General features: G+C 71.6%; 18 protein-coding genes. 3 read left to right on the top strand and 15 right to left on the bottom strand.

Translation table 11 applies throughout. From position 1 onward, the window contains the following. Positions 1-44 precede the first annotated feature (44 nt). From ACYVK3_RS17665 to ACYVK3_RS17655, 3 genes are all read left to right on the top strand, one after another. The gene (locus ACYVK3_RS17665) at positions 45-2,183 is read left to right on the top strand and encodes an MMPL family transporter (protein WP_460498649.1); all 2,139 of its coding nucleotides are present in this window, start codon (positions 45-47) and stop codon (positions 2,181-2,183) included. Positions 2,184-2,338: 155 nt separating this feature from the next. Beyond that, positions 2,339-3,043, top strand: a complete 705-nt coding sequence (locus tag ACYVK3_RS17660; RefSeq protein ID WP_460498648.1) for an RDD family protein — start codon at positions 2,339-2,341, stop codon at positions 3,041-3,043. 84 nt (positions 3,044-3,127) lie between these two features. Further along, positions 3,128-3,661 (top strand): hypothetical protein, encoded by a 534-nt coding sequence (locus ACYVK3_RS17655; protein WP_460498647.1) that lies wholly within the window; start codon positions 3,128-3,130, stop codon positions 3,659-3,661. 125 nt (positions 3,662-3,786) lie between these two features. Here ACYVK3_RS17655 and argH read toward each other — a convergent pair whose 3' ends face one another. The 15 genes from argH to pheS form a co-directional block, all read right to left on the bottom strand. After that, positions 3,787-5,184: an argininosuccinate lyase gene (gene argH / locus ACYVK3_RS17650; RefSeq protein WP_460498646.1), complete on the bottom strand. Its 1,398-nt coding sequence runs from the start codon at positions 5,182-5,184 to the stop codon at positions 3,787-3,789. A 1-nt stretch (position 5,185) separates the two neighbouring features. Further along, positions 5,186-6,397 (bottom strand): argininosuccinate synthase, encoded by a 1,212-nt coding sequence (locus tag ACYVK3_RS17645; protein ID WP_460498645.1) that lies wholly within the window; start codon positions 6,395-6,397, stop codon positions 5,186-5,188. Next, a complete protein-coding gene (locus tag ACYVK3_RS17640; RefSeq protein WP_460498644.1) occupies positions 6,390-6,968 on the bottom strand; it encodes an arginine repressor in 579 nt (192 codons plus the stop codon). Before ACYVK3_RS17640 ends, ACYVK3_RS17645 begins: the two co-directional genes overlap by 8 nt. Positions 6,969-7,026: 58 nt before the next feature. Next, on the bottom strand, positions 7,027-7,974 hold the full coding sequence (argF, locus tag ACYVK3_RS17635; protein WP_460498643.1) for an ornithine carbamoyltransferase: 948 nt from the start codon (positions 7,972-7,974) through the stop codon (positions 7,027-7,029). Further along, on the bottom strand, positions 7,971-9,173 hold the full coding sequence (locus ACYVK3_RS17630) for an aspartate aminotransferase family protein (RefSeq protein ID WP_460498642.1): 1,203 nt from the start codon (positions 9,171-9,173) through the stop codon (positions 7,971-7,973). The genes argF and ACYVK3_RS17630 overlap by 4 nt, the downstream gene beginning before the upstream one ends. Next, entirely contained in the window at positions 9,170-10,072 is a 903-nt protein-coding gene (gene argB / locus ACYVK3_RS17625) for an acetylglutamate kinase (protein WP_460498641.1), read from the bottom strand. The genes ACYVK3_RS17630 and argB overlap by 4 nt, the downstream gene beginning before the upstream one ends. Next, positions 10,069-11,223, bottom strand: coding sequence for a bifunctional glutamate N-acetyltransferase/amino-acid acetyltransferase (gene argJ, locus ACYVK3_RS17620; protein WP_460498640.1), 1,155 nt, complete (start codon positions 11,221-11,223; stop codon positions 10,069-10,071). Before argJ ends, argB begins: the two co-directional genes overlap by 4 nt. Continuing rightward, a complete protein-coding gene (argC, locus tag ACYVK3_RS17615) occupies positions 11,220-12,233 on the bottom strand; it encodes an N-acetyl-gamma-glutamyl-phosphate reductase (RefSeq protein WP_460498639.1) in 1,014 nt (337 codons plus the stop codon). The genes argJ and argC overlap by 4 nt, the downstream gene beginning before the upstream one ends. 88 nt (positions 12,234-12,321) lie before the next feature. Next, on the bottom strand, positions 12,322-12,963 hold the full coding sequence (locus ACYVK3_RS17610) for a transcriptional regulator (RefSeq protein ID WP_460498638.1): 642 nt from the start codon (positions 12,961-12,963) through the stop codon (positions 12,322-12,324). A gap of 67 nt (positions 12,964-13,030) precedes the next feature. Continuing rightward, positions 13,031-14,188: a sensor histidine kinase gene (locus tag ACYVK3_RS17605; RefSeq protein WP_460498637.1), complete on the bottom strand. Its 1,158-nt coding sequence runs from the start codon at positions 14,186-14,188 to the stop codon at positions 13,031-13,033. Positions 14,189-14,285: 97 nt separating this feature from the next. Then, positions 14,286-14,699 (bottom strand): DUF4190 domain-containing protein, encoded by a 414-nt coding sequence (locus ACYVK3_RS17600; protein WP_460498636.1) that lies wholly within the window; start codon positions 14,697-14,699, stop codon positions 14,286-14,288. After that, a complete protein-coding gene (locus tag ACYVK3_RS17595; protein WP_460498635.1) occupies positions 14,696-15,430 on the bottom strand; it encodes a phosphatase PAP2 family protein in 735 nt (244 codons plus the stop codon). The genes ACYVK3_RS17600 and ACYVK3_RS17595 overlap by 4 nt, the downstream gene beginning before the upstream one ends. 9 nt (positions 15,431-15,439) lie before the next feature. Next, a complete protein-coding gene (locus ACYVK3_RS17590) occupies positions 15,440-17,017 on the bottom strand; it encodes a penicillin-binding transpeptidase domain-containing protein (RefSeq protein WP_460498634.1) in 1,578 nt (525 codons plus the stop codon). Between the two features lie 120 nt (positions 17,018-17,137). Then, the gene (gene pheT, locus ACYVK3_RS17585; protein ID WP_460498633.1) at positions 17,138-19,603 is read right to left on the bottom strand and encodes a phenylalanine--tRNA ligase subunit beta; all 2,466 of its coding nucleotides are present in this window, start codon (positions 19,601-19,603) and stop codon (positions 17,138-17,140) included. 3 nt (positions 19,604-19,606) lie between these two features. Further along, positions 19,607-20,674, bottom strand: coding sequence for a phenylalanine--tRNA ligase subunit alpha (gene pheS / locus ACYVK3_RS17580; RefSeq protein WP_460498632.1), 1,068 nt, complete (start codon positions 20,672-20,674; stop codon positions 19,607-19,609). Positions 20,675-20,737: the final 63 nt, after the last annotated feature.

The following is a 20,737-nucleotide window of genomic DNA, read 5'->3' as shown; positions in this document are numbered from 1 at the left end:
GGCGCCGATGCGGCGGGGCGGCGCGGGCGCCGATAGTGGCTGTCATGGAAACACGACTGACCTCTCCCGGCAGACCTTCGATCATGGCGCGGCTGGCCCATTGGACGCAGCGGCGCCCCGTCATCGCCCTCGTCGCCTGGGCGGTGGTGTTCGCCGGCGCGGTCGCCGCCGCCTCGTCGATCGGATCGGCGTTCGAGGACGACAACTCGATGCCCGGCACCGAGTCGCAGGAGCTGTTCGACCTGCTGGAGGAGCGCGCCCCCGAGGTCAACGAGTCCTCGGTCCGGGTCGTCTTCGGCGACGAGGAGGGCGTGGAGACCGAGCGGGACCGGATCGAGTCGCTGCTCGCCCAGATCGAGGACATGCCCGGCGTCATCGACGTCGCCGATCCGTTCGCCGGCCCGGGGGCGGTCTCCGGGGACGGCACCGTCGCCTATGCCGAGGCCGGGTTCGACGGCACCGCCGAGGAGGCCGCCGCGCTGGCCGAGACGGTCGAGGAGGCCGACGGCGACGGCCTGAACGTCGCGGTCGGGGGCGAGCCCGTCCGGGAGGCCGCCGAGGGAGGCGGCGGGGCCGCCGAGGGCGTCGGCATGCTGGCGGCGCTGGTAATCCTGGTGCTCATGTTCGGCTCGCTGCTGGCCGCGAGTCTGCCGCTCATCACCGCGGTGTTCGCCGTCGGCATCACCTTCTGCCTGTCGATGCTGGTGTCCCATGTGGTCACACTGCCGACGTTCCTGACGCCGATCATGTTCCTGGTCGGTTTCGGCGTCGGCGTCGACTACGCGCTGCTGATCTTCGCCCGCTACCGCACTGAGCTGCTGGCCGGTTCGAACCGCGAGGGCGCGGCCGCGGTCGCGCTCGACACCGCCGGGCGCTCGGTGATGTTCGCCGGTTCGGTCGTCATCGTCGCCCTCATGGGCCTGTTCGCGCTGGGGCTCGGCTCGCTCCAGTCGGTGGCGCTGGCCGTGGCACTGGTGGTGCTGGTGACCATGCTCGCGTCGGTGACGCTGCTGGCGGCGCTGCTGGCGCTGTTCGGCAAGCGCATCGAGAAGCGGGTGCGGGGGCACGCGGCGAAGGCGAAGCGCGCCACCGGCACGCGCTGGAACACATGGTCGCGCTTCATCGAGAAGCGCGCCTGGGTGGCGCTCGTGGTCGTGTTCGCCGGGCTGCTGGCGCTCTCGGCGCCGCTGACGGGCCTGCGGCTCGGCTTCGCCGACGCCGGATCCGATCCCGAGTCCTCGACCACCCGCGAGGCCTACGACATGCTCTCGGAGGGCTTCGGACCGGGCTTCAACGGCCCGCTGCTGGTCGTGACCGACGGCTCCCGGTCCGAGGCCGACGCCGCCGCGGAGGCGATGTCCGGGCTGGAGACGGTCGACCACGTCTCACCGGCGTTCCCGATCGGCGAGGGCCTGTGGATGTCCACCGTCGCCGGCACGGCGGGGCCTTCCGATGAAGCCACTGTGGATCTGGTGCACCAGCTGCGCGACGACGTCCTCGACGAGGTTCGGGGCGAGCAGCTCGTCGGCGGCTCGACCGCGGCGGCGATCGACTTCGCCGACATCATGGTCGACAAGGCGCCGCTGTTCCTGCTGTTCGTCGTCGGGCTGTCGATGCTGCTGCTGACGGTGGTGTTCCGCTCGATCCTCATCCCGATCAAGGCGGCCGTGCTGAACCTGCTGACCATCGGCGCCTCGCTGGGCGTGATCACCTGGATCTTCCAGGAGGGCCTGTTCGGGACGAGTCCCGGCCCCATCGAGGCCTTCGTGCCGGTGATGATCTTCGCGATCGTGTTCGGCCTGTCGATGGACTACGAGGTGTTCCTTGTCTCGCGGATGCGCGAGGAGTGGGTCCGCACCGGCAACGCGATCGAGGCGGTCCGCAAGGGGCTGGCCTCCACCGGCGGCGTCATCACCGCGGCGGCGGCGATCATGATGGCCGTGTTCGGCGCGTTCATGCTCTCCGAGGCGCGGCTGCTCCAGCAGTTCGGCATCGGCCTGGCCGTCGCCATCTTCATCGACGCGATCGTCATCCGCTGCCTGCTGGTCCCGGCGATCATGAAGATCATGGGCCGGGCGGCCTGGTGGATGCCGGAGTGGCTCGACCGGGTTCTCCCCCACGTGACCGTCGAACCCGAGTCGGACGCGCCGGTCGAACGCCGCGAGATGGTCCGCAGCCGCTGACCGGACACCGCGGCACGCCCAAGGGCGGCCCCGGCGCCGACGCTGCGCCCGGGCCGCCCGCGTTCGGCCTCCACCGGCGCCTGGGCAGTACACTCGGGGCATCAATCCGATCCGGCGCACTGTCCACTTTTCTCGCGCATTGACGGGACGATTCCATGACACACCCCCCGCCCCACCCCGGTTTCCAGCTCGGTTCGCAGCCTCCCCCTGGGCCCGGTCCGTTCGGCGGCGACGCCGCGGCTCCCACGGCACCGGTCCAGCCGGGACCGAAGGCGGGCAGGAAGATCGCCGCACGCGCGGTCGACGCGGCGATCGGGGCGCTCGTCGTGTCCTTGGTCGCGACGCTCACCTTCCAGAGCATCGGCGAGCGGGCCTCGAACCTCGTACCGGCCCAGGCGATCGGCGCGGTCGTCGACGTGCTGTTCTCCGGAGGCGACGTCGAGGCCGCCACCGACGAGGTCGGGACGTCGGTCTGGAACATGGTCGTGTCCCGGATCCGAGGCTCGATCTTCATCCTCATCGGACTCCACCTGCTCTATGAGACTGGCGCGAACCTGTGGAAGGGCCGCACGCTCGGCCGCATGCTGCTCGACCTGCGCATCGCCGCCCGGGGCCGTTCCGGCGTCGGCTTCGGCCGAGCGCTCGTTCGTGCGGTGGTGACCGTCGCTTGCACCGGGAGCCTGTACGGGCTGGCCTGGATCGTGCTGCTGCAGGGCGACTTCATGGGCGGCCTCGGGCTGTGGCTGCTGCCGCGGAGACTGAGCGGGGCCGGCGTCTGCGCCGGCTCGGGTCGAGTGCGAAGGACCGCGCCAAGGACACCTATCGCCGGCGCACCGGCGGCGGCGCTTGACAAGAGATAGTTACATTTAGATACTGCTATGTAGTCCGCGAATCCACGGAGCGCGAGGTTGGGTGCGCTGCCGACGACCCGTCCGGGAGCCTCCATGCATCGTTTCCATCGCCTTCGCACCTCGCTCGTCGCCGCTGTCGCGGGAGGACTGCTCGCCTTCGGTCTCGCCGCACCGGCCGCTGCCGAGCACCCCCAGTACGCGCCCGCGCCATTCGCGGTCGCTGACATCGGCGAGGACTACTGCACCTTCTTCGACTCGGCGGGGCAGGCCGCCTGGCCCGAGCTGCACGTGCCCGAGCGCCCGGGCGTGCACGTGGAGGGCACCGCCTGGATCTCCAGCGCCCCGCCGGGGACGGTCTGCCTGGGCGTGGTCCCCCGGCCCCGCCAGATCGAGTTCACCGGCTACGTCAGCGACGAGCCGGTCGTCGAGCACGTGGTCAAGTTCGATCGGCTCGACGACGGCACCGGATTCCCCGGCACGCGATTCGACTACGAGTTCCCGCTCGCGGCCCCGTCCGGGGACACGATCGAATATCTGACCGTGGCGATCTGCCAGAGCGGGGAGCCGGGAACCCCGTGGGACGGCCGCTGCGGTGAAACCGTCTTCGTCGCCCCCGGCGGCCGGTAAGGGGCTCGGACCGCGCGCCCAGGCGATTCACTCAGGCGCCGCGGCGCCGGCGCCGGTTGCCTTCGTCCCGGCGCGGAGACCCGTTGCGGAGCCGCGGGGCGCTCACCGGTGCCCCGCGGCTCGTCTCAGCGGCCGGACCAGCTTCTCCAGGTCGCGAGCTGCTCGCGAACCGACGCGAGCTGATCGGCCACGGCCTTCGGTCCGGTCGAACCGGGGGTCGTGCGTGCCGCGAGCGCCCCGTCGACGTCCAGCACGTCCTTCACCGTCGGATCGAGGTGCTCCGAGATTCCGGCCAGGTCGGCGTCGTCGATCTCGTGCAATTCGATGCCGCGCGACTCGCAGTGGGCGACGCAGGCTCCGGCGATCTCGTGGGCGCTGCGGAACGGGACGCCCCCGCGCACCAGCCAGTCGGCGATCTCGGTCGCCAGGCTGAAGCCCTTCGGGGCGGCCGCGCGCGGCACCTCGACGTTGAACGTCAGGGTCTCGATCATGCCGGTCACCGCCGGCAGCAGCAGCGCCAGGTTGTCCAGGGAGTCGAAGACCGGCTCCTTGTCCTCCTGGAGGTCCTTGTTGTAGGAGAACGGCAGGCCCTTGAGCGTCGTCAGCAAGCTCACGAGGTTGCCGGTCAACCGCCCGGCCTTGCCTCGCGCGAGCTCGGCGACGTCCGGATTCTTCTTCTGCGGCATGATCGACGAGCCGGTCGAGAAGGCGTCGTCCAGCGTGACCCAGCCGAACTCCTGGCTGGACCACAGAATGACCTCCTCCCCCAGGCGCGAGAGGTGGACGCCGACCATCGAGCAGACGAACAGCAGCTCGGCGGCGAAGTCGCGGTCGGCCACCCCGTCGAGCGAGTTCGCCACCGGCGCGTCGAAGCCGAGCTCCTCGGCGACGGCGACCGGGTCGAGCGGGAGCGAGGAGCCCGACAGCGCGCCCGAGCCCAGGGGCGAGAGCGCCGCCCGCTTGTCCCAATCGGACAGCCGCTCCAAGTCGCGCAGGAAGCCCTGCGCGTGGGCGAGCAGTTGGTGTCCCAAGGTCACCGGCTGCGCGTGCTGAAGGTGCGTCATGCCCGGCGCGGGTGCGTCGGCGACCGTCGCGGCCTGCTCGGCGAGCGCCGAGACGAGGTCGGCGAGGTCCGCCGCCAGACCGCGCGCGTGGTCGCGGCAGTACAGGCGCAGGTCGGTGGCGATCTGGTCGTTGCGGCTGCGCCCGGCGCGAAGCTTCCCGCCGAGTTCGCCGAGGCGTTCGACCAGGCCGCGCTCCAGCGCGGTGTGGACGTCCTCGTCGGCGACGGTGCCGGTGAAGGCCCCGGATTCGACGTCGGCGCCGAGGCCGTCGAGCGCTTCGAGCATCCGATCCAGTTCGGCCTCGTCGAGCAGTCCGGCCCGGTGCAGGACGCGGGCGTGCGCCCCTGAGGCCGCCAGGTCGTACGGCGCCAGCCGCCAGTCGAAGCCGATCGAGGCGTTCAGGGCTTCGAGGGCGGCGGCGGGGCCGCCGGAGAAGCGGCCTCCCCACAGTTTCGCCACGCTACTTGCCCTCGGCCTTGATCCGCTCGTTGCGGGCGGCCGCGAGCTTGGACGGCAGGCTCCACAGCTCGACGAAGCCGCGCGCGTTGGACTGATCGAAGGAGTCGCCCTCGTCGTAGGTGGCCAGGTCGAAGTCGTAGAGGCTGGCCTCGGAGCGCCGGCCGGTGACGGTGGCCTTGCCGGCGTGGAGCGTCAGGCGCACCTCGCCGGAGACGTGGGCCTGGGTGTCGGCGATGAACGCCTCCAGGCTGTGCTTCAGCGGGGAGAACCACAGGCCGTCGTAGACCAGTTCGCCCCAGCGCTGGTCGACGTTCCGCTTGAAGCGGGCCTGCTCGCGCTCGAGCGTCACGTTCTCGAGTTCCATGTGGGCGGCGATGAGCGTGATGCCGGCCGGGGACTCGTAGACCTCGCGGCTCTTGATGCCGACGAGCCGGTCCTCGACCATGTCGATCCGGCCGATGCCCTGGGCGCCGGCGCGCTCGTTGAGGTCGTGGACGAGGTCGAACGCGGACTTGGCGACGCCGTCGAGGGCGACGGGCTTGCCGGCCTCGAAGGAGATGACGACCTCGTCGGCCTCGCGCGGCTGCGCGGGGTCCTGGGAGTAGGCGTAGATGTCCTCTACCGGTCCGTTCCAGATGTCCTCGAGGAAGCCGGTCTCGACGGCCCGTCCCCACAGGTTCTGGTCGATCGAGTACGGCGACTTCTTGGTCACGTCGATCGGGAGCCGCTTCTCCTCGGCGAACGCGATGGCCTTGTCGCGGGTCCAGGCGAAGTCGCGGGCGGGCGCCACGATCTTCAGGTGCGGGGCCAGCGCGGCGAGGCCGGCCTCGAACCGCACCTGGTCGTTGCCCTTGCCGGTGCACCCGTGGGAGACGATCGTCGCGCCGTGCTTCTCGGCGGCGGCCACCAGATGCTTGACGATGAGCGGGCGCGACAGCGCGGAGACGAGCGGGTAGCGGTCCATGTAGAGGGCGTTGGCGGCAACGGCCGGGAAGCAGTACTCGGCGGCGAACTCCTCGCGGGCGTCGATCACTTCGGCGGCGACCGCGCCGCAGCCCAGGGCCCGCTCCCGGATGGCTTCGAGGTCCTCGCCGCCCTGGCCGACGTCGATCGCCACGGCGATCACCTCGGCGTCGAGCTGCTCGGCCAGGTACGGGATCGCCACCGACGTGTCCAGGCCGCCCGAATAGGCGAGCACTACCTTCTCAGTCATTGCTGTTCTCCTTCATCTCACTGGTGGTGTAAGGGATGGTGGTCTCCGTGGAGGCGTCGTCGCCTCCGGCGTCTTGGGTGGGGGCCTTGCCGGCCCACTGGAGCATCTGGTCGGCGACCTGGCGCCCGATCACACCGTCGCGGGCGATGACGGCGATGGTGTCGTCGCCGGCGATGGTGCCGATGACGTCGGCCAGGCCGGAGCGGTCGATCGCGCTGGCCAGGTATTGGGCGGCCCCCGGGGGGACCCACAGGATGGCCATGTTGGCCGAGTAGTCAGCACCGACGAGCAGCTCGCGCAGCAGCCGCTTGAGGCGGTCGGGGGCGGCCTCGGCGTCGCGCAGGGGCCGTTCGCCTTCGGGGAAGATCGAGTAGACGGCGCTGCCGCCGTCGGTGCCGCGGACCTTGATCGCGCCGAGCTCTTCGAGATCGCGCGAGAGCGTCGCCTGGGTGACCTCGATGCCTGATTCGGCGAGGAGTTCGGCCAGTTCGGACTGGGACTTGATCGCCTGGTTCGAGATCAGTTCGACGATGCGGGCCTGCCGCGCGGCCTTGGTGGCGGGTTGGTTCATCAGCGTTCACTCCGGTTCGGGGAGAGGCGAGCCGGCGGGCGGGGCGAGCGGTGCGTGCTCATGGCCGCTCGCCTCCGAGGAGCCAGGAGAGCAGGGCCTTCTGGGCGTGGAGCCGGTTCTCGGCCTGCTCGAAGACCTTCGAATGCGGGCCGTCCATGACGGCGTCGGTGATCTCCTCGCCGCGGTGGGCCGGAAGGCAGTGCAGGACGATCGCGTCCTCGGCGGCGTGGCCGAGGAGTTCGTCGTTGAGCTGGTAAGGGGCGAGGTCGGCGAGGCGCTGGCCCCTGTCGGCCATGCCCATGGAGACCCACGCGTCGGTGGTGACGACGTCGGCGCCGGCGACGGCCTCGACGGGGTCTTCGGTGACGGTGAGCGAACCGCCGGTCGCGGCGTTGATCTCGGCGGCGCGGGCGAGCACGTCGGCGGCGGGCTGGTAGCCGGCGGGGGCGCCGACACGGACGTGCATCCCGGCCATCGAGCAGGCGATGGCGGTGGAGTTGCCCATGTTGAAGGCGGCGTCGCCGACGTAGGCGATATGGGTGCCGCGCAGCGTGTGGAGGGTGCTCCCCCGGTGCTCGGCGATGGTCTGGAGGTCGGCCAGGAGCTGGCAGGGGTGCCAGCCGTCGGTGAGGGCGTTGACGACCGGGACGGTGGCGTGCTCGGCGAGCTCGGCGAGCCGGTCGTCGCCGAAGGTGCGGATGACGATCGCGTCGACGTAGCGGGACAGGACCCTGGCGGTGTCGGCGATGGTCTCGCCGCGGCCGAGCTGGCTGGACTGGGAGTCGACGACGACGGGGTTGCCGCCCAGTTCGGCGATGCCGATCTGGAAGGACAGCCGGGTGCGGGTCGAGGGCTTCTCGAACACGACCGCGACCGACTGGAGCCGACCGTCGTGGTTCAGGCCGTCGAAGCCGTGGCGGTCTTCTTTCATGGCCGCGGCGAGGCGCAGCAGCTCGGCCTGTTCGGCCGGCGTGATGTCGTCGTCTTGCAAGAAGTGCCGGGTCACGGTCGTCCTCCTGGGGCTGGCTGTACCTCGTCGAGCGCCGCGATGAGTTTGTCGCAGAACTCGTCGAGTTCGGTGGCGGTGATGGTGAGGGGCGGCGCGATCCGGACCGTCTCCGGCCTCACGGGGTTGGCCAGCACACCGTGTTCGGCGAGGTGCGCGCACACGGCGGCCGCGACCGGCTCGGCGAGGGCGATGCCGCGCCACAGGGCGCTGCCCCGCACCTGCTCGATGCGGCCGTCGCCCGAGAGCCGCTCGTCGAGGCGTTCACCGAGGGTCCGCACGTTGTCGAATAGATGCTCGCGTTCGATGGTGTCGATGACGGCCAGCACGGAGGCGCAGGCGATCGGGTTGCCGCCGAAGGTGGAGCCGTGCGTGCCGGGGGTGAGCACCTCGGCGTAGGGGCCGATGCCGATGGCGGCGCCGATGGGGACCCCGCCGCCCATGCCCTTGGCGACGGTGATGACGTCGGGGGTGATGCCCGCGGCGTGGTGGGCGAACCAGGCGCCGGTGCGGCCGAAGCCGGACTGGACCTCGTCGACCACGAGGGCGGCGCCGAAGGCGGCGGTGATCTCGCGGGCGGCCCCGAGGTAGCCGGGCGCGGCGGCGACGACGCCGGCCTCGCCCTGGGTGGGTTCGAGGAAGACCGCGGCGGTGGTCTCGTCGACGGCGGCCTTGAGGGCGTCGGTGTCGCCGTAGGGCACGAACGCGACGTTCCGGCCGAGGGGTTCGAACGGCTCGCGGATGGCGGCCTTGCCGGTGATCGACAGCGAGCCGAGGGTGCGGCCGTGGAAGCCGTTCTCGGCGGCGACGATCTTGGTCCGCCCGCTCGCCTTGCCGGCCAGGAGGGCGAGCTTGAGGGCGGCCTCGTTGGCCTCGGTGCCGGAGTTGCACAGGAACACCTTGCCCTCGACCCGCGCGAGTTCGAGCAGCTTCTCGGCGAGCTCGACCTCCTTCTCGTGCAGGTAGAGGTTCGAGGTGTGGGCGAGCCGGGCGGCCTGGGTGGCGACGGCCTCGACGAGCGCGGGGTGGCTGTGGCCGAGGCTGGAGACGGCGATGCCGCCGATCATGTCGAGGTAGGTGTTGCCGTCGACGTCGGTGACGTGGCGGCCTTCGCCGTGGCTGATGGCAACGGGCGGCAGCCCGTAGTTGCCCATGAGGGCGGCCTCGAACCGCCCCTTGAGTTCGTCCGAATAGGTCATTGTTCCTCCATGACCATCGTGCCGACGCCGTCGGAGGTGAAGATCTCCAGCAGCGTCGAGTGGGGGACGCGACCGTCGATGACGTGCGCCTGGGGGACGCCGCCCTTGACCGCCCGCAGGCAGGCCTCCATCTTCGGAACCATGCCCGACTGGAGCTTCGGCAGCAGCTCGGTGAGCTCGGCGGTGGTGACCTGCCGCAGCAGCGAGTCCTTGTCGGGCCAGTTCGCGTACAGGCCTTCGACGTCGGTGAGGATGACGAGCTTCTGCGCGCCGAGCGCCTCGGCGAGCGCGGCCGCGGCGGTGTCGGCGTTGAGGTTGTACAGGACGCCCTCGTGGTCGAGCGCGACGGTGGAGACGACGGGGATGCGTCCGGCGCCGATGATGTCGTCGATCGCGGCGGTGTTGACGGAGGCGACGTCGCCGACGCGGCCGACGTCCACGCGCTCGCCGTCCACATCGGCCCAGCGGCGCTTCGCGGTGAACAGCTGGGCGTCCTCGCCGCTCATGCCGACCGCGTGCGGGCCGTGGTTGTTGATGAGTCCGACGAGCTCCCTGCCGACCTGGCCGACCAGGACCATGCGGACGACGTCGGCGGCCTCGGGCGTGGTGACGCGCAGCCCGCCCTTGAACTCGGACTCGATGTCGAGCTTGTCGAGCATCTTGGAGATCTGCGGGCCGCCGCCGTGGACGACGACGGGCCTGATGCCGGCGTAGCGCAGGAACACCATGTCGGCGGCGAACGCCGACTGGAGTTCGGGGCGGATCATGGCGTTGCCGCCGTACTTGACGACGACGACCTGCCCGGCGAAGCGCTGGAGCCAGGGCAGGGCCTCAATGAGCGTCTCGGCCTTGCCGAGCGCCGATTTCAGGTGCGGTGCCAGGTCTTCGATGCCGCTCATGTGGAGTAAGCCGAGTTCTCGTGGACGTAGTCGTGGGACAGGTCGTTGGTCCAGATCGTGGCCGACGCCGGGCCGTGGTGGAGCTCGACGTCGATGGTGACGTCGCGGCCCTTGAGGTCGACCTCGTCGCGGCTTTCGCCCGCGGCGCCGGCCTTGCAGATCCAGACGCCGTTGACGGCCACGTCGACCTGGTCGGCGTCGAACGGCGCCTTCGCGCAGCCGACGGCGGCGAGGATGCGGCCCCAGTTGGGGTCGCAGCCGAACATGGCGGTCTTGACGAGGTTGTCGCGGGCGACGCAGCGGGCGACCTCGACGGCGTCGTCCTCGGTCCGCGCCCCCGAGACGGTGATGGCGATGTCCTTGGTCGATCCCTCGGCGTCCGAGAGCAGTTGCCGGGCCAGGTCCTTGCACAGCTCGGTCAACGCGGTGGTGACCTCGTCGGCGCCGGCCCGGACGCCGGAGGCGCCGGAGGCCAGCAGGAGGACGGTGTCGTTCGTGGACATCGAGCCGTCGGAGTCGAGCCGGTCGAAGGAGTACCGGCAGGCCGTGCCGAGCGCGGCGTCGGCCGTCTCGGCGTCGATCTCGGCGTCGGTGGTGAGGACGACGAGCATCGTGGCCAGGCCGGGCGCGAGCATGCCGGCGCCCTTGGCGATGCCGCCGACCGTCCAGCCCGCCGGGGAGGTGATCGCGGCGTTCTTGGCGACGGTGTCGGTGGTCATGATGGCCGTGGCGGCGGCTGCGCCGCCGGTCTCGCTGAGCGCGGCGGCGGCCTCGTCGACGGCGGGCAGGAGCTTGTCCATCGGCAGGCGCTCGCCGATGAGCCCGGTGGAGCAGACCGCGACCTCCGCGGCGCCGCATCCGAGGGCGGCGGCGACCTTCTCGGCGGTGGCGTGCGTGTCCTGGAAGCCCTCGTGGCCGGTGCAGGCGTTGGCGCCGCCGGAGTTGAGGACCACGGACTTGAGCCTGCCGTAGGTGAGGACCTGCTGGGACCACTTGACCGGGGCGGCCTTGACGCGGTTGCCGGTGAAGCGGCCGGCGGCCACCTGCGAGGGGCCGTCGTTCACGACGAGCGCGAGGTCGGACTTGCCGGACTCCTTGAGCCCGGCGGTGATGCCGGAGGCCCGGAAGCCCTCCGGGGTCGTGATCGTCACGGTGCGACTCCGTTCACGGTCAGGCCGGCGGCCTCGGGAAGGCCGAGCATGAGGTTGGCGCACTGGACGACCTGCCCGGCGGCGCCCTTGCCGAGGTTGTCGATCGCGGCGCACACGATGAGGCGGCCCGAGTCGATGTCGACGGTGCCCTGGAGGTGGGCGGCGTTGGTGCCGTAGGTGGAGGCCGTGGCGGGCCATGAGCCTTCGGGCAGCAGGCGCACGAAGTGCTCGGCGTCGTAGGCCTTCGACAGGGCCGCGCGCACGTCGGCGGCGGTGACGTCGCCGGCGGGCTTGGCGGTGACGGTGGAGACGATGCCGCGGGGCATGGGCGCCAGCAGCGGGGTCATCGTCAGACTCGTCGCGCCGGTGGCCTGCTTGATTTCGGGCGCGTGCTGGTGCGCGCCGACCTTGTAGGGACTCATCGAGCCGATGACCTCGCTGGCGAGCAGGTGCTTCTTCGGCGCGTTGCCGGCCCCGGAGGTGCCGGAGGCCGCGACGACGACCACGTCGTCGGGCTCGGCGACGCCGGCCTCGATGAGCGGGCGCAGCGCGAGCGTGGCGGCGACGGCGTAGCAGCCTGTGGCGGCGACCCGGTTGGAAGCGGCGATGTCCGCGCGCTGACCGGGCAGCTCGGGCAGGCCGTAGGTCCAGGTCCCGGCGTGCGGGCTGTGGTAGTAGGACTCCCAGGCGGCGGCGTCCTCGAGCCGGTGGTCGGCGCCGAGGTCGACGATCTTGACGTCGTGGCCGAGCTGGGCGGCCAGCGGGCCGGACTGGCCGTGCGGGAGGGTCATGACGACCAGGTCGGCGCCCGCGAGGGCGTCCGGGGTGGTCTCGCAGAATCGTCGGTCGCCGTAGGCGGTCAGGTGCGGGTGGACTGCGGTGATCGGCTCACCGGCCTGGCTGTGCGCGCTGGCGGCTACGACCTCGAGCTGCGGGTGGTCGGCGAGCAGCCGCAGCACCTCGCCTCCCGCGTAGCCGCTGGCGCCGGCCACGGCGACCTGGTACGTCACTGGAAACCTCCGGGTTGAATGCTTATGCAAGCTAATGTATCAGCATCCATGCCGAGGTTCAACGGCCTATTCCAGTACGTGGGATCGGCTATCGGGCCTGTTCACGGGCGAAGATGGCGGCTTGGACGCGGCTGTTCAGGCCCAGTTTCGCGAGCAGGCGCGTGACGTGTGATTTCACCGTAGCCTCGGCCATGCCCAGTTCGGCCGCGATCGCCGCGTTCGCGAGGCCCTCGCCGATCAGGGCGAGCACCTCGGTCTCACGGGGTGTGAGAGCCGCGAGGCCCTCGCTCTCGACCGGGATCGACGCGTAGGCGGGGCGGGTGCGCCCGAATTCGGCGATGAGCTTGCGGGTGACGGCCGGAGAGATCAGGCCGTCGCCGCGGGCGACGACGCGCACGGCGTCGACGAGGGTCTCGGCGTCGGCGTCCTTGAGAAGGAATCCGCTCGCACCGGCCCGGAGGGCGTCGAAGACGTTCGCGTCGTCGCCGTAACTGGTGAGCACGAGGACGTCGGCGACGCCGCGCAGCTCGGCGGCCGCGGCGATGCCGTCCTTGCGGGGCATGCGCACGTCCATGACCACCACGTCGGGCGACAGCCGCCTGGCGAGCTCGACGGCCTCGACGCCGTCGGCGGCCTCGTCCACCACCTCGATGTCGTCGGCGCTGTCGAGCAGCATGCGCAAGCCGGCGCGCACCGCGGCATGGTCGTCAGCGAGCAGGACCCTTATCATCAGTGTTCACTCCGGTTCGGGGAGAGGCGAGCGCAGCGAGCCGGCTGGGCGGGGCGACGAGTGCGGGTCATGTGGCGTGTACTCCTGCCGGTATGTCGGCGCGGACCCGCCACCTGCCGGCCTCGGGTCCGGCCCGGACGGTGCCGCCGAGCAGCCTGACGCGCTCGGTCATGCCGATCAGCCCGGAACCGCCGCCGGGGACGGTGGCGGCCTTGGGGTCCATGGCGTTCGTGACCTCCACCGTCAGGCCGCCGGGTTCGTAGGCGAGGGCGACCGAGGCGTCCTTGCCGTACTTGAGGGCGTTCGTCAAAGCCTCCTGGACGACGCGGAAGGCTGCGGTCTCGGTCTCCGCCGGCAATTCGCGTTCGGGTCCCACGTTCGCGAAGTCGACCGCCAGGCCGGCGCGGCGCATCCGATCGATCAGCGCGGGGACCTGGTCGAGCCGGTGGGAGGCGAGCTCCTCGCCCGTGTCCGCCGTGCGCAGGAGCCCGATGATGCGCCGCAGCTCCGCGAGGCCCTCGACGCTGCTTTGGCGGATCGCGGCCACCGATGCGCGGACGGTCTCCGGATCGGGGTCCTTGCGGGCCTGCAGGCCGGTGGACTGCAAGGCGATCGCGCTCAGGTAGTTGGCGACCGTGTCGTGCAGCTCGCGGGCCATGCGGGTGCGCTCGCGCAGGACCGCCTCGCGGCGGCGCACATCGGCCAGCCGGGCGATCTGCTCGGCCCGCTCGGCCTCCAGGCTGGCCCGGTCGTGGGCCTGGCGGACGATGACGCCGGTGCCGGGCGGCGCTATCAGGACGAGCGCGCCGATGGCCATGGTGCTGAGCACGCCGCCGGCCGCCGCGCCGTCGAAGGCCGCCCAGACGCCGAACGCGACGATCACCGCCGCGCAGGCCGCCAGCAGGATCCTCATGCCGCGGCGCGGTCCGTAGCGGGCGAAGGCGTAGAGGTTGTCGGTGAAGACGAACACGGTCCCCAGCGACAGGCCGAGCAGCAGTTCCATGCCGAACCCGACGCTTCCCAGGCCCAGGCACCAGAGCGGGTCGGTCCTCCTGACGACGACGCCGAGGCAGACCAGGGCCAGGGGAATGAACCGCACCGGCAGCGGCACCCAGGGCGCGTACGGCTCGAAGCTGCCCAGGCCGATGAGGATCGCACCGGCGGTGAACAGCGCGGCGGCGGCGATGAGCTCGGCGCGTCGGGCGCTGAGGAAGTGGCCGATCATGCACCCCATCCCATCACGGCCGCGCCGCGCCCGCGTCGGCCTCAGTGCCGAGACGCGGCTCCTACTTTGGTGGTAGCGACCGCGGTCACCACCGCCGTCAGGACTTGGACCACAGCCACGTGGGGAAGTCGCTGGGGCCGGTGGTCGGCCAGTTGTCGGGGCCGCTCATCTCGGAGACGAACGGCACCCAGATCGAGAAGACCACCAGCAGATACAGGACCCAGAAGATCACCGATGCGACGCCGATCCAGCCGAGGACGATGCCGGTGACGGCGAAGCCGTCGCCCTGCTCGCCCGTTTCACGGATCTGCCGCCTGGCGATCGTGCCGAAGATGAGGCCGAGGATCCCGATCGGATTGCAGGCGCCGACGATGCCGACGATCATCGCGGCGATGGCCATGCCGTTGTACGGGCGGGGCGGCACGTACGGGTAGCCGTACGGGGGCGGGTAGGGGTACGTCGGAGGCGGCTGGGGCGGCTGCTGTCCGGGCTGCTGGGATTCGGAGGTCATCGTGAGCCCTTCGGGCGGTCGGGCAGTGGTGGTGCCAACGGTAAGGCCTTGGCTCCGTTGGGTGCATCGCGGATTCGTGCCATGTCGGCGCGCCGCTCGCGTTCGCGCCGCAGCAGCGGATCGAACGCGCGCCAGCACAGCATCGACACGCCGATGGCGAAGGCGGCCCCGCCGACGGTGTCGGTGAGCCAGTGGGCGTGTTGCCAGGTGCGCGACCACATCATCGCGAGGACCAGGGCCGCCGCGAGCGGCCACCACCAGCGCCTGGCGGCCACGGGGACCGCCACGACGGTGAGCACGACGACCAGGGAGGCCATGCGGGCCGCGTGGCCCGAAGGGAAGGCGTTGGAGGCGACCCCGACCATCGGATCGGGCGGGCGGTCCCGATCGCCGACGAGCTTGAGGACGTCGACGAGGTAGTAGGTCGCGGTGACGGCGACGACGGCGAACAGCGCCGACGCCCAGCGCCGCAGCACGAGCAGCGTCCCCGCTATGACCAGCACGATCGCGATCCCGACCGGGCCGCCGGAATGGTTGAAGGCATCGGCGACGACCCATAGGGCGCCGTCGTGGGGTCCGCCCATGACGCCCAGCCAGGCGTCGTCGAGGCCCTGGAACGGCGGGGAGACCGGATCGGCGCGCACCCAGAGCGCGACGGCCACGACGGCGAGCGTCAGGAGGACGGCGACGGGCAGCGCTGCCTTCGACTCAGGGAAGGGCCTCGGTGCCATCCGCCGACCCTAGCAGTCGGGGTCGAACCAGCCGCAGTCTTCGGTCGGTTCGTCCTCAGTGGGCTCCTGTGTGGGCTCTTGCGTCGGCTCCTCCTCGGTCGGCCCGTCTTCGGTGGGCTCCTCGGTCGGCTCGTCCTCAGTGGGCTCGTCTTCGGTCGGCTCCTCGGTGGGCTCCTCGGTCGGCTCCGCTTCCTCCCGGCAGGCGTCCGCTTCGGGGTTGGCCTGGCAGTATTCGCTGCCGGGATCGATCGAGCCATCGTCGTTCTCGATGCCGTCGGTGACGTCGTCGCCGGCGCCGACCACGCCGGGCCACGGCTCGGGCGCGTACTCCATGACCTCGATCGCGGTGTCGATGACGCTGCGCCACACCGGGAGCCCCGTGCCGCCGGCCGAGTCGGCCTCCCCGACCCAGGCCGCGACGCTCAGCTGCGGGATCGCGCCGACGTACCAGGACTGCGCGGGCCCCTCGCTCCAGGTGCCCTCGAGTCCGAAGAACTCGCGGTCCTCGATGGCGTCGCCGGTGCCGAGTCCGACGTACTGGAGGTCGCGTGCGGTCTCGGTCCGGACGGCCTGGGCGGTGGGAATGCCCTCGACCGGCTTGATCGTGTTGCCGGAGCCGTCGACGACGCGGTCGACGAAGTGGGTCTCGGCGTGGACGCCGTCGTTGGCGATCGTGGCGTAGACGGTGGCCATGTCGATGACGCTGACCGGGTAGGTCCCGAACTCGGCGGCGTCGAAGGCGCTCGCGTCGGCCTCGCCGCCCTCGAAGACGCGCACCGTGCCGTCGGCGTCGCCCATCGCGGTCAGACCGAGGTCGACGGCCGTGCCGAGGACGGCGTCGGCGCCGTATTCCTCGGCGACGGCGGCGATCGCGGTCGGGTGGGATTCGCGGACGGCCTCGGTGAGCGTGACGTCGGCGTCCTCGCCGGGCCACCACGATTCGATGGAGGCGCCGTTCTCCAGGGCGGTCGCGGCGGTGATCATGTCGAACACCGCGGACGGCGGGTGCGGGGAGGCCGCGCCGGCCTGGTCGACGCCGGTGGCGTCCTCGCCGCCGTAGTAGCACAGGACCGCGCCGGAGCCGGGCTCGACGGCGACGACGCCGCCGGGCGCCGCGGTGGACTCGGCGGTCTCCTGGAGGTGCTGGTCGAGGGTGAGGGCGACGCGGTGGCCGTCGGGGTTCGCCCCGGCGTCGTAGAGCTCCTCGGTGGTGATGCCCCATCGGGACTCGAGTTCGCCGAACACCTTGGCGGCGAGACTCGGGTGTCGTTCGGCGAAGTCCACGGGGAGCGCCGTGCCGTTGGAGTACAGCAGCGGCGCGTCCGCCTCGTTGCCGGCGCTGTAGCCGGGGTCCTCGCTGCGCAGGAGGCCCACGCTGACCGTGATGGCGGCGGCGATGACGGCGCAGCCGGCGGCGGCGAAGAGCAGGTGGAGCCGGCTCGGTCGGAACCCCGGCCCGCCCGAGGCGCGGTGCCGTCCGGCGCCGCCCGTCGCGAAACCGCGGGAACCGGCTCGGTGGCTGCCGCGCGCGGCGCCACCCGTGCGTCTCCGGCCGTCACTTTCGCGAGAGGGGTTCCCATTATTCACTCTCGTAGGGTAAAAGGCGCGGACTATCCGGCATGCCCCGGCACCCGACTATCGGCCCAATACCGTCGCAAAGAGACGGGCCGGCGGGGGCGAACCCCACCGGCCCGACCAGGCGGATCGCTACTCGCGGATCGCCGCTCCGAAGCGCTCGGCGGCGAGCGCGACGGCGGCGTCGCGGATCGCGACGCCCTCCTCGTTGGTCAACGTCCTGTCGTGCGCGCGCAGCTCCATCTTGAACGCCAAGGACTTGCGACCCTCGCCGAGCTTCGCGTCGCGGTAGACGTCGAACAGGCGCAGCCGCTCGAGCAGTTCCCCGGCGCCCTCGCGCAGCGCGGTCTCGACCTCGCCGGCCGGAACGGCCTCGGCCACCACCAGCGCCACGTCGATGAGCGTCGCCGGATAGTGGGAGATGACCGGCGCCGGCGCGAGCGGCGGCAGCGGGATCGCGGTCAGGTCGAGCTCCATCGCGGCGGTGCGCCCGGGCAGTCCGAGCGCCTCGCACACCGCGGGGTGGAGCTCGCCGGCGTGGCCGACGACCTCGCCGTCGACGCTCAGCCGGGCGCATCGGCCCGGGTGCCACGGCGCGGTCTCGCCCTGGGCGGTCTCCAGCGTCACGCCTGAGGCATCGGCGACGATCTCGGCCGCCTCGACCGCGTCGGCCCAGTCGACCTGCCGCCCCGGCGCATCGACGCCGTTCGGGACGGCCTGGCCGCACAGGATCGCGGCGAGGTGCCGCGGCTGCGTCGGCAGGCGCCGCACGGCCGCGGCGATCGCCTCGTCGCCCGGGCGCTCGGACACCGGCAGCTCGACGGTCTCGAGCTCGGTCCAGCCTTCGGAGGGCTGGAAGACCAGGCCGTCCTCGAACACGGCGAGGTCCCTGGTGCCGCGCGCCAGGTTCGTCTTGACGGCGCCCACGAGGCTCGCAAGCACCGTGGTGCGCAGCAGCGGCGCGCCGTCGTCCATCGGGTTGAGCACCGCGATGGCGTCGCGACGCGGGTCCTGCTCGTCCAGTCCCAGCTCGTCGGCCCGCTCGTGCGGGACGAACGGGAAGGTGTAGGTCTCGACGAAGCCGTTGTCGGCCAGCGCGCGGGCCACGCGGCGGCGGCGGCGCTGCTCGGCGGTCAGGCCGGTTCCGGCGAGGGCGCGCGGGATGCTCGACGGGATGTGCTGGTAGCCGTGGAGCCGCGCGACCTCTTCGACCAGGTCGGCCGGGTCGGTCAGGTCGGGCCGCCAGGAGGCGGGTGTGACGGTGAGGACGTCGCCGCCCTCCACGGCGCATCCGGCGGCTTCGAGCATCGCGACGACCGTGGCGCGCTCGTAGTCGACACCGATGGTCTTCGCGGGCAACTCGACCGGCAGCTCGATCGGCGTGACCGGCTTGCGGTGGTCGACGTCGGCGACCTCGATGCCGAGGGTGCCGCCGCCGTACTCGACGAGCAGGTCCGCGGCGCGCTGGGCCGCGAGCATGCTGATCGCCGGGTCGGCGCCGCGCTCGTATCGCTTGGAGGCTTCGCTGGTGAGCTTGTGCCGCCTGGAGGTGCGTGCGATCGAGACGGGATCCCAGTGGGCCGCTTCGATGAGGACGTTGCGGGTGTCCGGGCCGACCTCGGAGGACTGGCCGCCCATGACGCCGGCGAGCGACAGCGGGCCCGAGCCGTCGTAGATGACCATGTCCTCGGGGTCGAGCGCGCGTTCGACGTCGTCGAGGGTGGTGAGCTTCTCCCCCTCGTTCGCGCGCCGCACGACCAGGTCGCCGGAGAGCCGGTCGAGGTCGAAGGCGTGCAGCGGGTGGCCCAGTTCGAGCATGAGGTAGTTCGTGACGTCGACGGCCAGGCCGAGCGGGCGCATGCCGGCCTGGACGAGTCGCTTGGCGATCCACTCGGGGGCTTCGGCGTTCGCGTCGACGTCGCGGACGGCGCGCAGCGTGAAGCGGGTGCAGCCGTCAGTCTCGACGCGGAGCGGGTAGGGCGGCTGGTCGGTCGCCCGCGGCTCGACGGCCTTGTCGGCCGGGTCGGTGAAGGCGACGCCGAGGCGGTGGGCGACCTCACGGGCGATGCCGCGCACCGAGAAGCAGTAGCCCATGTCGGGGGTGATGGCCAGCTCGAAGACGACGTCGTCGAGGCCGATCAGCGGCCGGGCGTCCTCGCCGACGGCGCCCTCGGGCAGGACCATGATGCCCGAGTGGTCCTCGGAGACGCCCAGTTCGCTGGCCGAGCAGATCATGCCGTCCGACAGGCGGCCGTAGGTCTTGCGCGAGCCGATCGCGAAGCCGCCGGGCAGCACCGCGCCGGGGAGCGCGACGACGACGAGGTCGCCTTCGGCGAAGTTGCGGGCGCCGCAGACGATCGAGCGCGGCTCGTCCTCGCCGACCTCGACATGGCAGTGCCGGATCGGCTTCTTGAACTCGGTGAGCTCCTCGATGGAGGCGACCCGGCCGACGACGAGCGGGCCGGTGACCTGCTCGCGCAGGTCGTGCACCGCTTCGACCTCGAGGCCGGCGTCGACCAGGGCCGTGTCGAGCTCGGCGGTGGAGAGGCCCTCGGGCAGGGCGGCGTACTCGGACAGCCAGGAGACTGGGATCCGCATCGGTTATTCCTCCACTCGCAGGCCGGCGGGGAAGCGGACGTCCCCGTCGATGATGTCCCTCAGGTCGGTGATGCCGTGGCGCAGCATGAGCGCGCGCTCGACGCCCATGCCGAAGGCGAAGCCGGAGTAGACGTCGGGGTCGATGCCGCAGGCGCGCAGGACGCGCGGGTTGACCATGCCGCAGCCGCCCCACTCGATCCAGCGGGCGCCGTCCTTGTGCGCGGAGAACCAGACGTCGACTTCGGCGCTCGGCTCGGTGAAGGGGAAGTACGACGGGCGCAGGCGCGTCTTGGCGTCGGGCCCGAACACGGACTTCGCGAAGTGGTCGAGGGTGCCTTTGAGGTCGGCCATGGTGATGCCCTCGTCGACCACGAGGCCCTCGGTCTGGTGGAACACCGGCGAGTGGGTGGCGTCGAGCTCGTCGGTGCGGTAGACGCGGCCGGGCGCGACGGTGTAGATCGGCGGCTCTTTGGTGAGCATGGTGTGGATCTGCACGGTCGAGGTGTGGGTGCGCAGGACCATGTTGGAGCCGTAGCCGCCGTCGCCGTCGGCGATGTGGAACGTGTCCATCATGGTGCGGGCGGGGTGGTCGGGGTGGATGTTCAGCGCGTCGAAGTTGAACCACTCGAGCTCGACCTCGGGGCCCTCGCCGATCTCGTAGCCCATCGCGACGAACAGGTCGGCGATGCGGTCCATCTGGACGTTGACCGGGTGTCGGGCGCCGGTGCGGCGCCTCGGGGTGCGGGCGGTGACGTCGAGGGTCTCCTCGCGGAGGATCCGCTCGGCCTCGGCCGCTTCGAGGACGACCTTGCGGGCCTCGTACGCCTCGGTGATCTCGGCGCGGGCGGCGTTGACGTTCCGTCCGGCCTCGCCGCGCTCCTTGCCGGGGATGGAGCCGATCGCTCGGCGGGCCAAGGACACCGGGGCCTTGTCGCCGAGGCACGCGGACTTGGCGGCGGCGAGCGCCTCGAGGGTCTCGGCGGCCTCGATGGCCGCGCTCGCTTCTTTGACGGCCCTGGACAGGGCCTCGGGCTGGAGCAGGCCAGCCTGGTTCTCGTTGTCGTTACTCATGCACTCTTCTCCTGGCGGGTCCTGAAGGAGTCTAAGGAAGCCGCGCGGCTCGGCCGCAGCCCG

This window comes from Glycomyces tarimensis, from assembly GCF_054776215.1.
This window is presented reverse-complemented; position numbering and strand designations above follow the sequence as displayed.

Coding starts and splice junctions, on each gene's coding strand:
- ACYVK3_RS17610 (WP_460498638.1), bottom strand. CDS start 12,963: ATGATAAGGGTCCTGCTCGCTGACGACCATGCCGCGGTGCGCGCCGGC.
- ACYVK3_RS17660 (WP_460498648.1), top strand. CDS start 2,339: ATGACACACCCCCCGCCCCACCCCGGTTTCCAGCTCGGTTCGCAGCCT.
- ACYVK3_RS17640 (WP_460498644.1), bottom strand. CDS start 6,968: ATGAACCAACCCGCCACCAAGGCCGCGCGGCAGGCCCGCATCGTCGAA.
- ACYVK3_RS17630 (WP_460498642.1), bottom strand. CDS start 9,173: ATGACCTATTCGGACGAACTCAAGGGGCGGTTCGAGGCCGCCCTCATG.
- argB (WP_460498641.1), bottom strand. CDS start 10,072: ATGAGCGGCATCGAAGACCTGGCACCGCACCTGAAATCGGCGCTCGGC.
- ACYVK3_RS17605 (WP_460498637.1), bottom strand. CDS start 14,188: ATGATCGGCCACTTCCTCAGCGCCCGACGCGCCGAGCTCATCGCCGCC.
- pheT (WP_460498633.1), bottom strand. CDS start 19,603: ATGCGGATCCCAGTCTCCTGGCTGTCCGAGTACGCCGCCCTGCCCGAG.
- ACYVK3_RS17595 (WP_460498635.1), bottom strand. CDS start 15,430: ATGGCACCGAGGCCCTTCCCTGAGTCGAAGGCAGCGCTGCCCGTCGCC.
- pheS (WP_460498632.1), bottom strand. CDS start 20,674: ATGAGTAACGACAACGAGAACCAGGCTGGCCTGCTCCAGCCCGAGGCC.
- ACYVK3_RS17645 (WP_460498645.1), bottom strand. CDS start 6,397: ATGACTGAGAAGGTAGTGCTCGCCTATTCGGGCGGCCTGGACACGTCG.
- ACYVK3_RS17600 (WP_460498636.1), bottom strand. CDS start 14,699: ATGACCTCCGAATCCCAGCAGCCCGGACAGCAGCCGCCCCAGCCGCCT.
- ACYVK3_RS17655 (WP_460498647.1), top strand. CDS start 3,128: ATGCATCGTTTCCATCGCCTTCGCACCTCGCTCGTCGCCGCTGTCGCG.
- ACYVK3_RS17665 (WP_460498649.1), top strand. CDS start 45: ATGGAAACACGACTGACCTCTCCCGGCAGACCTTCGATCATGGCGCGG.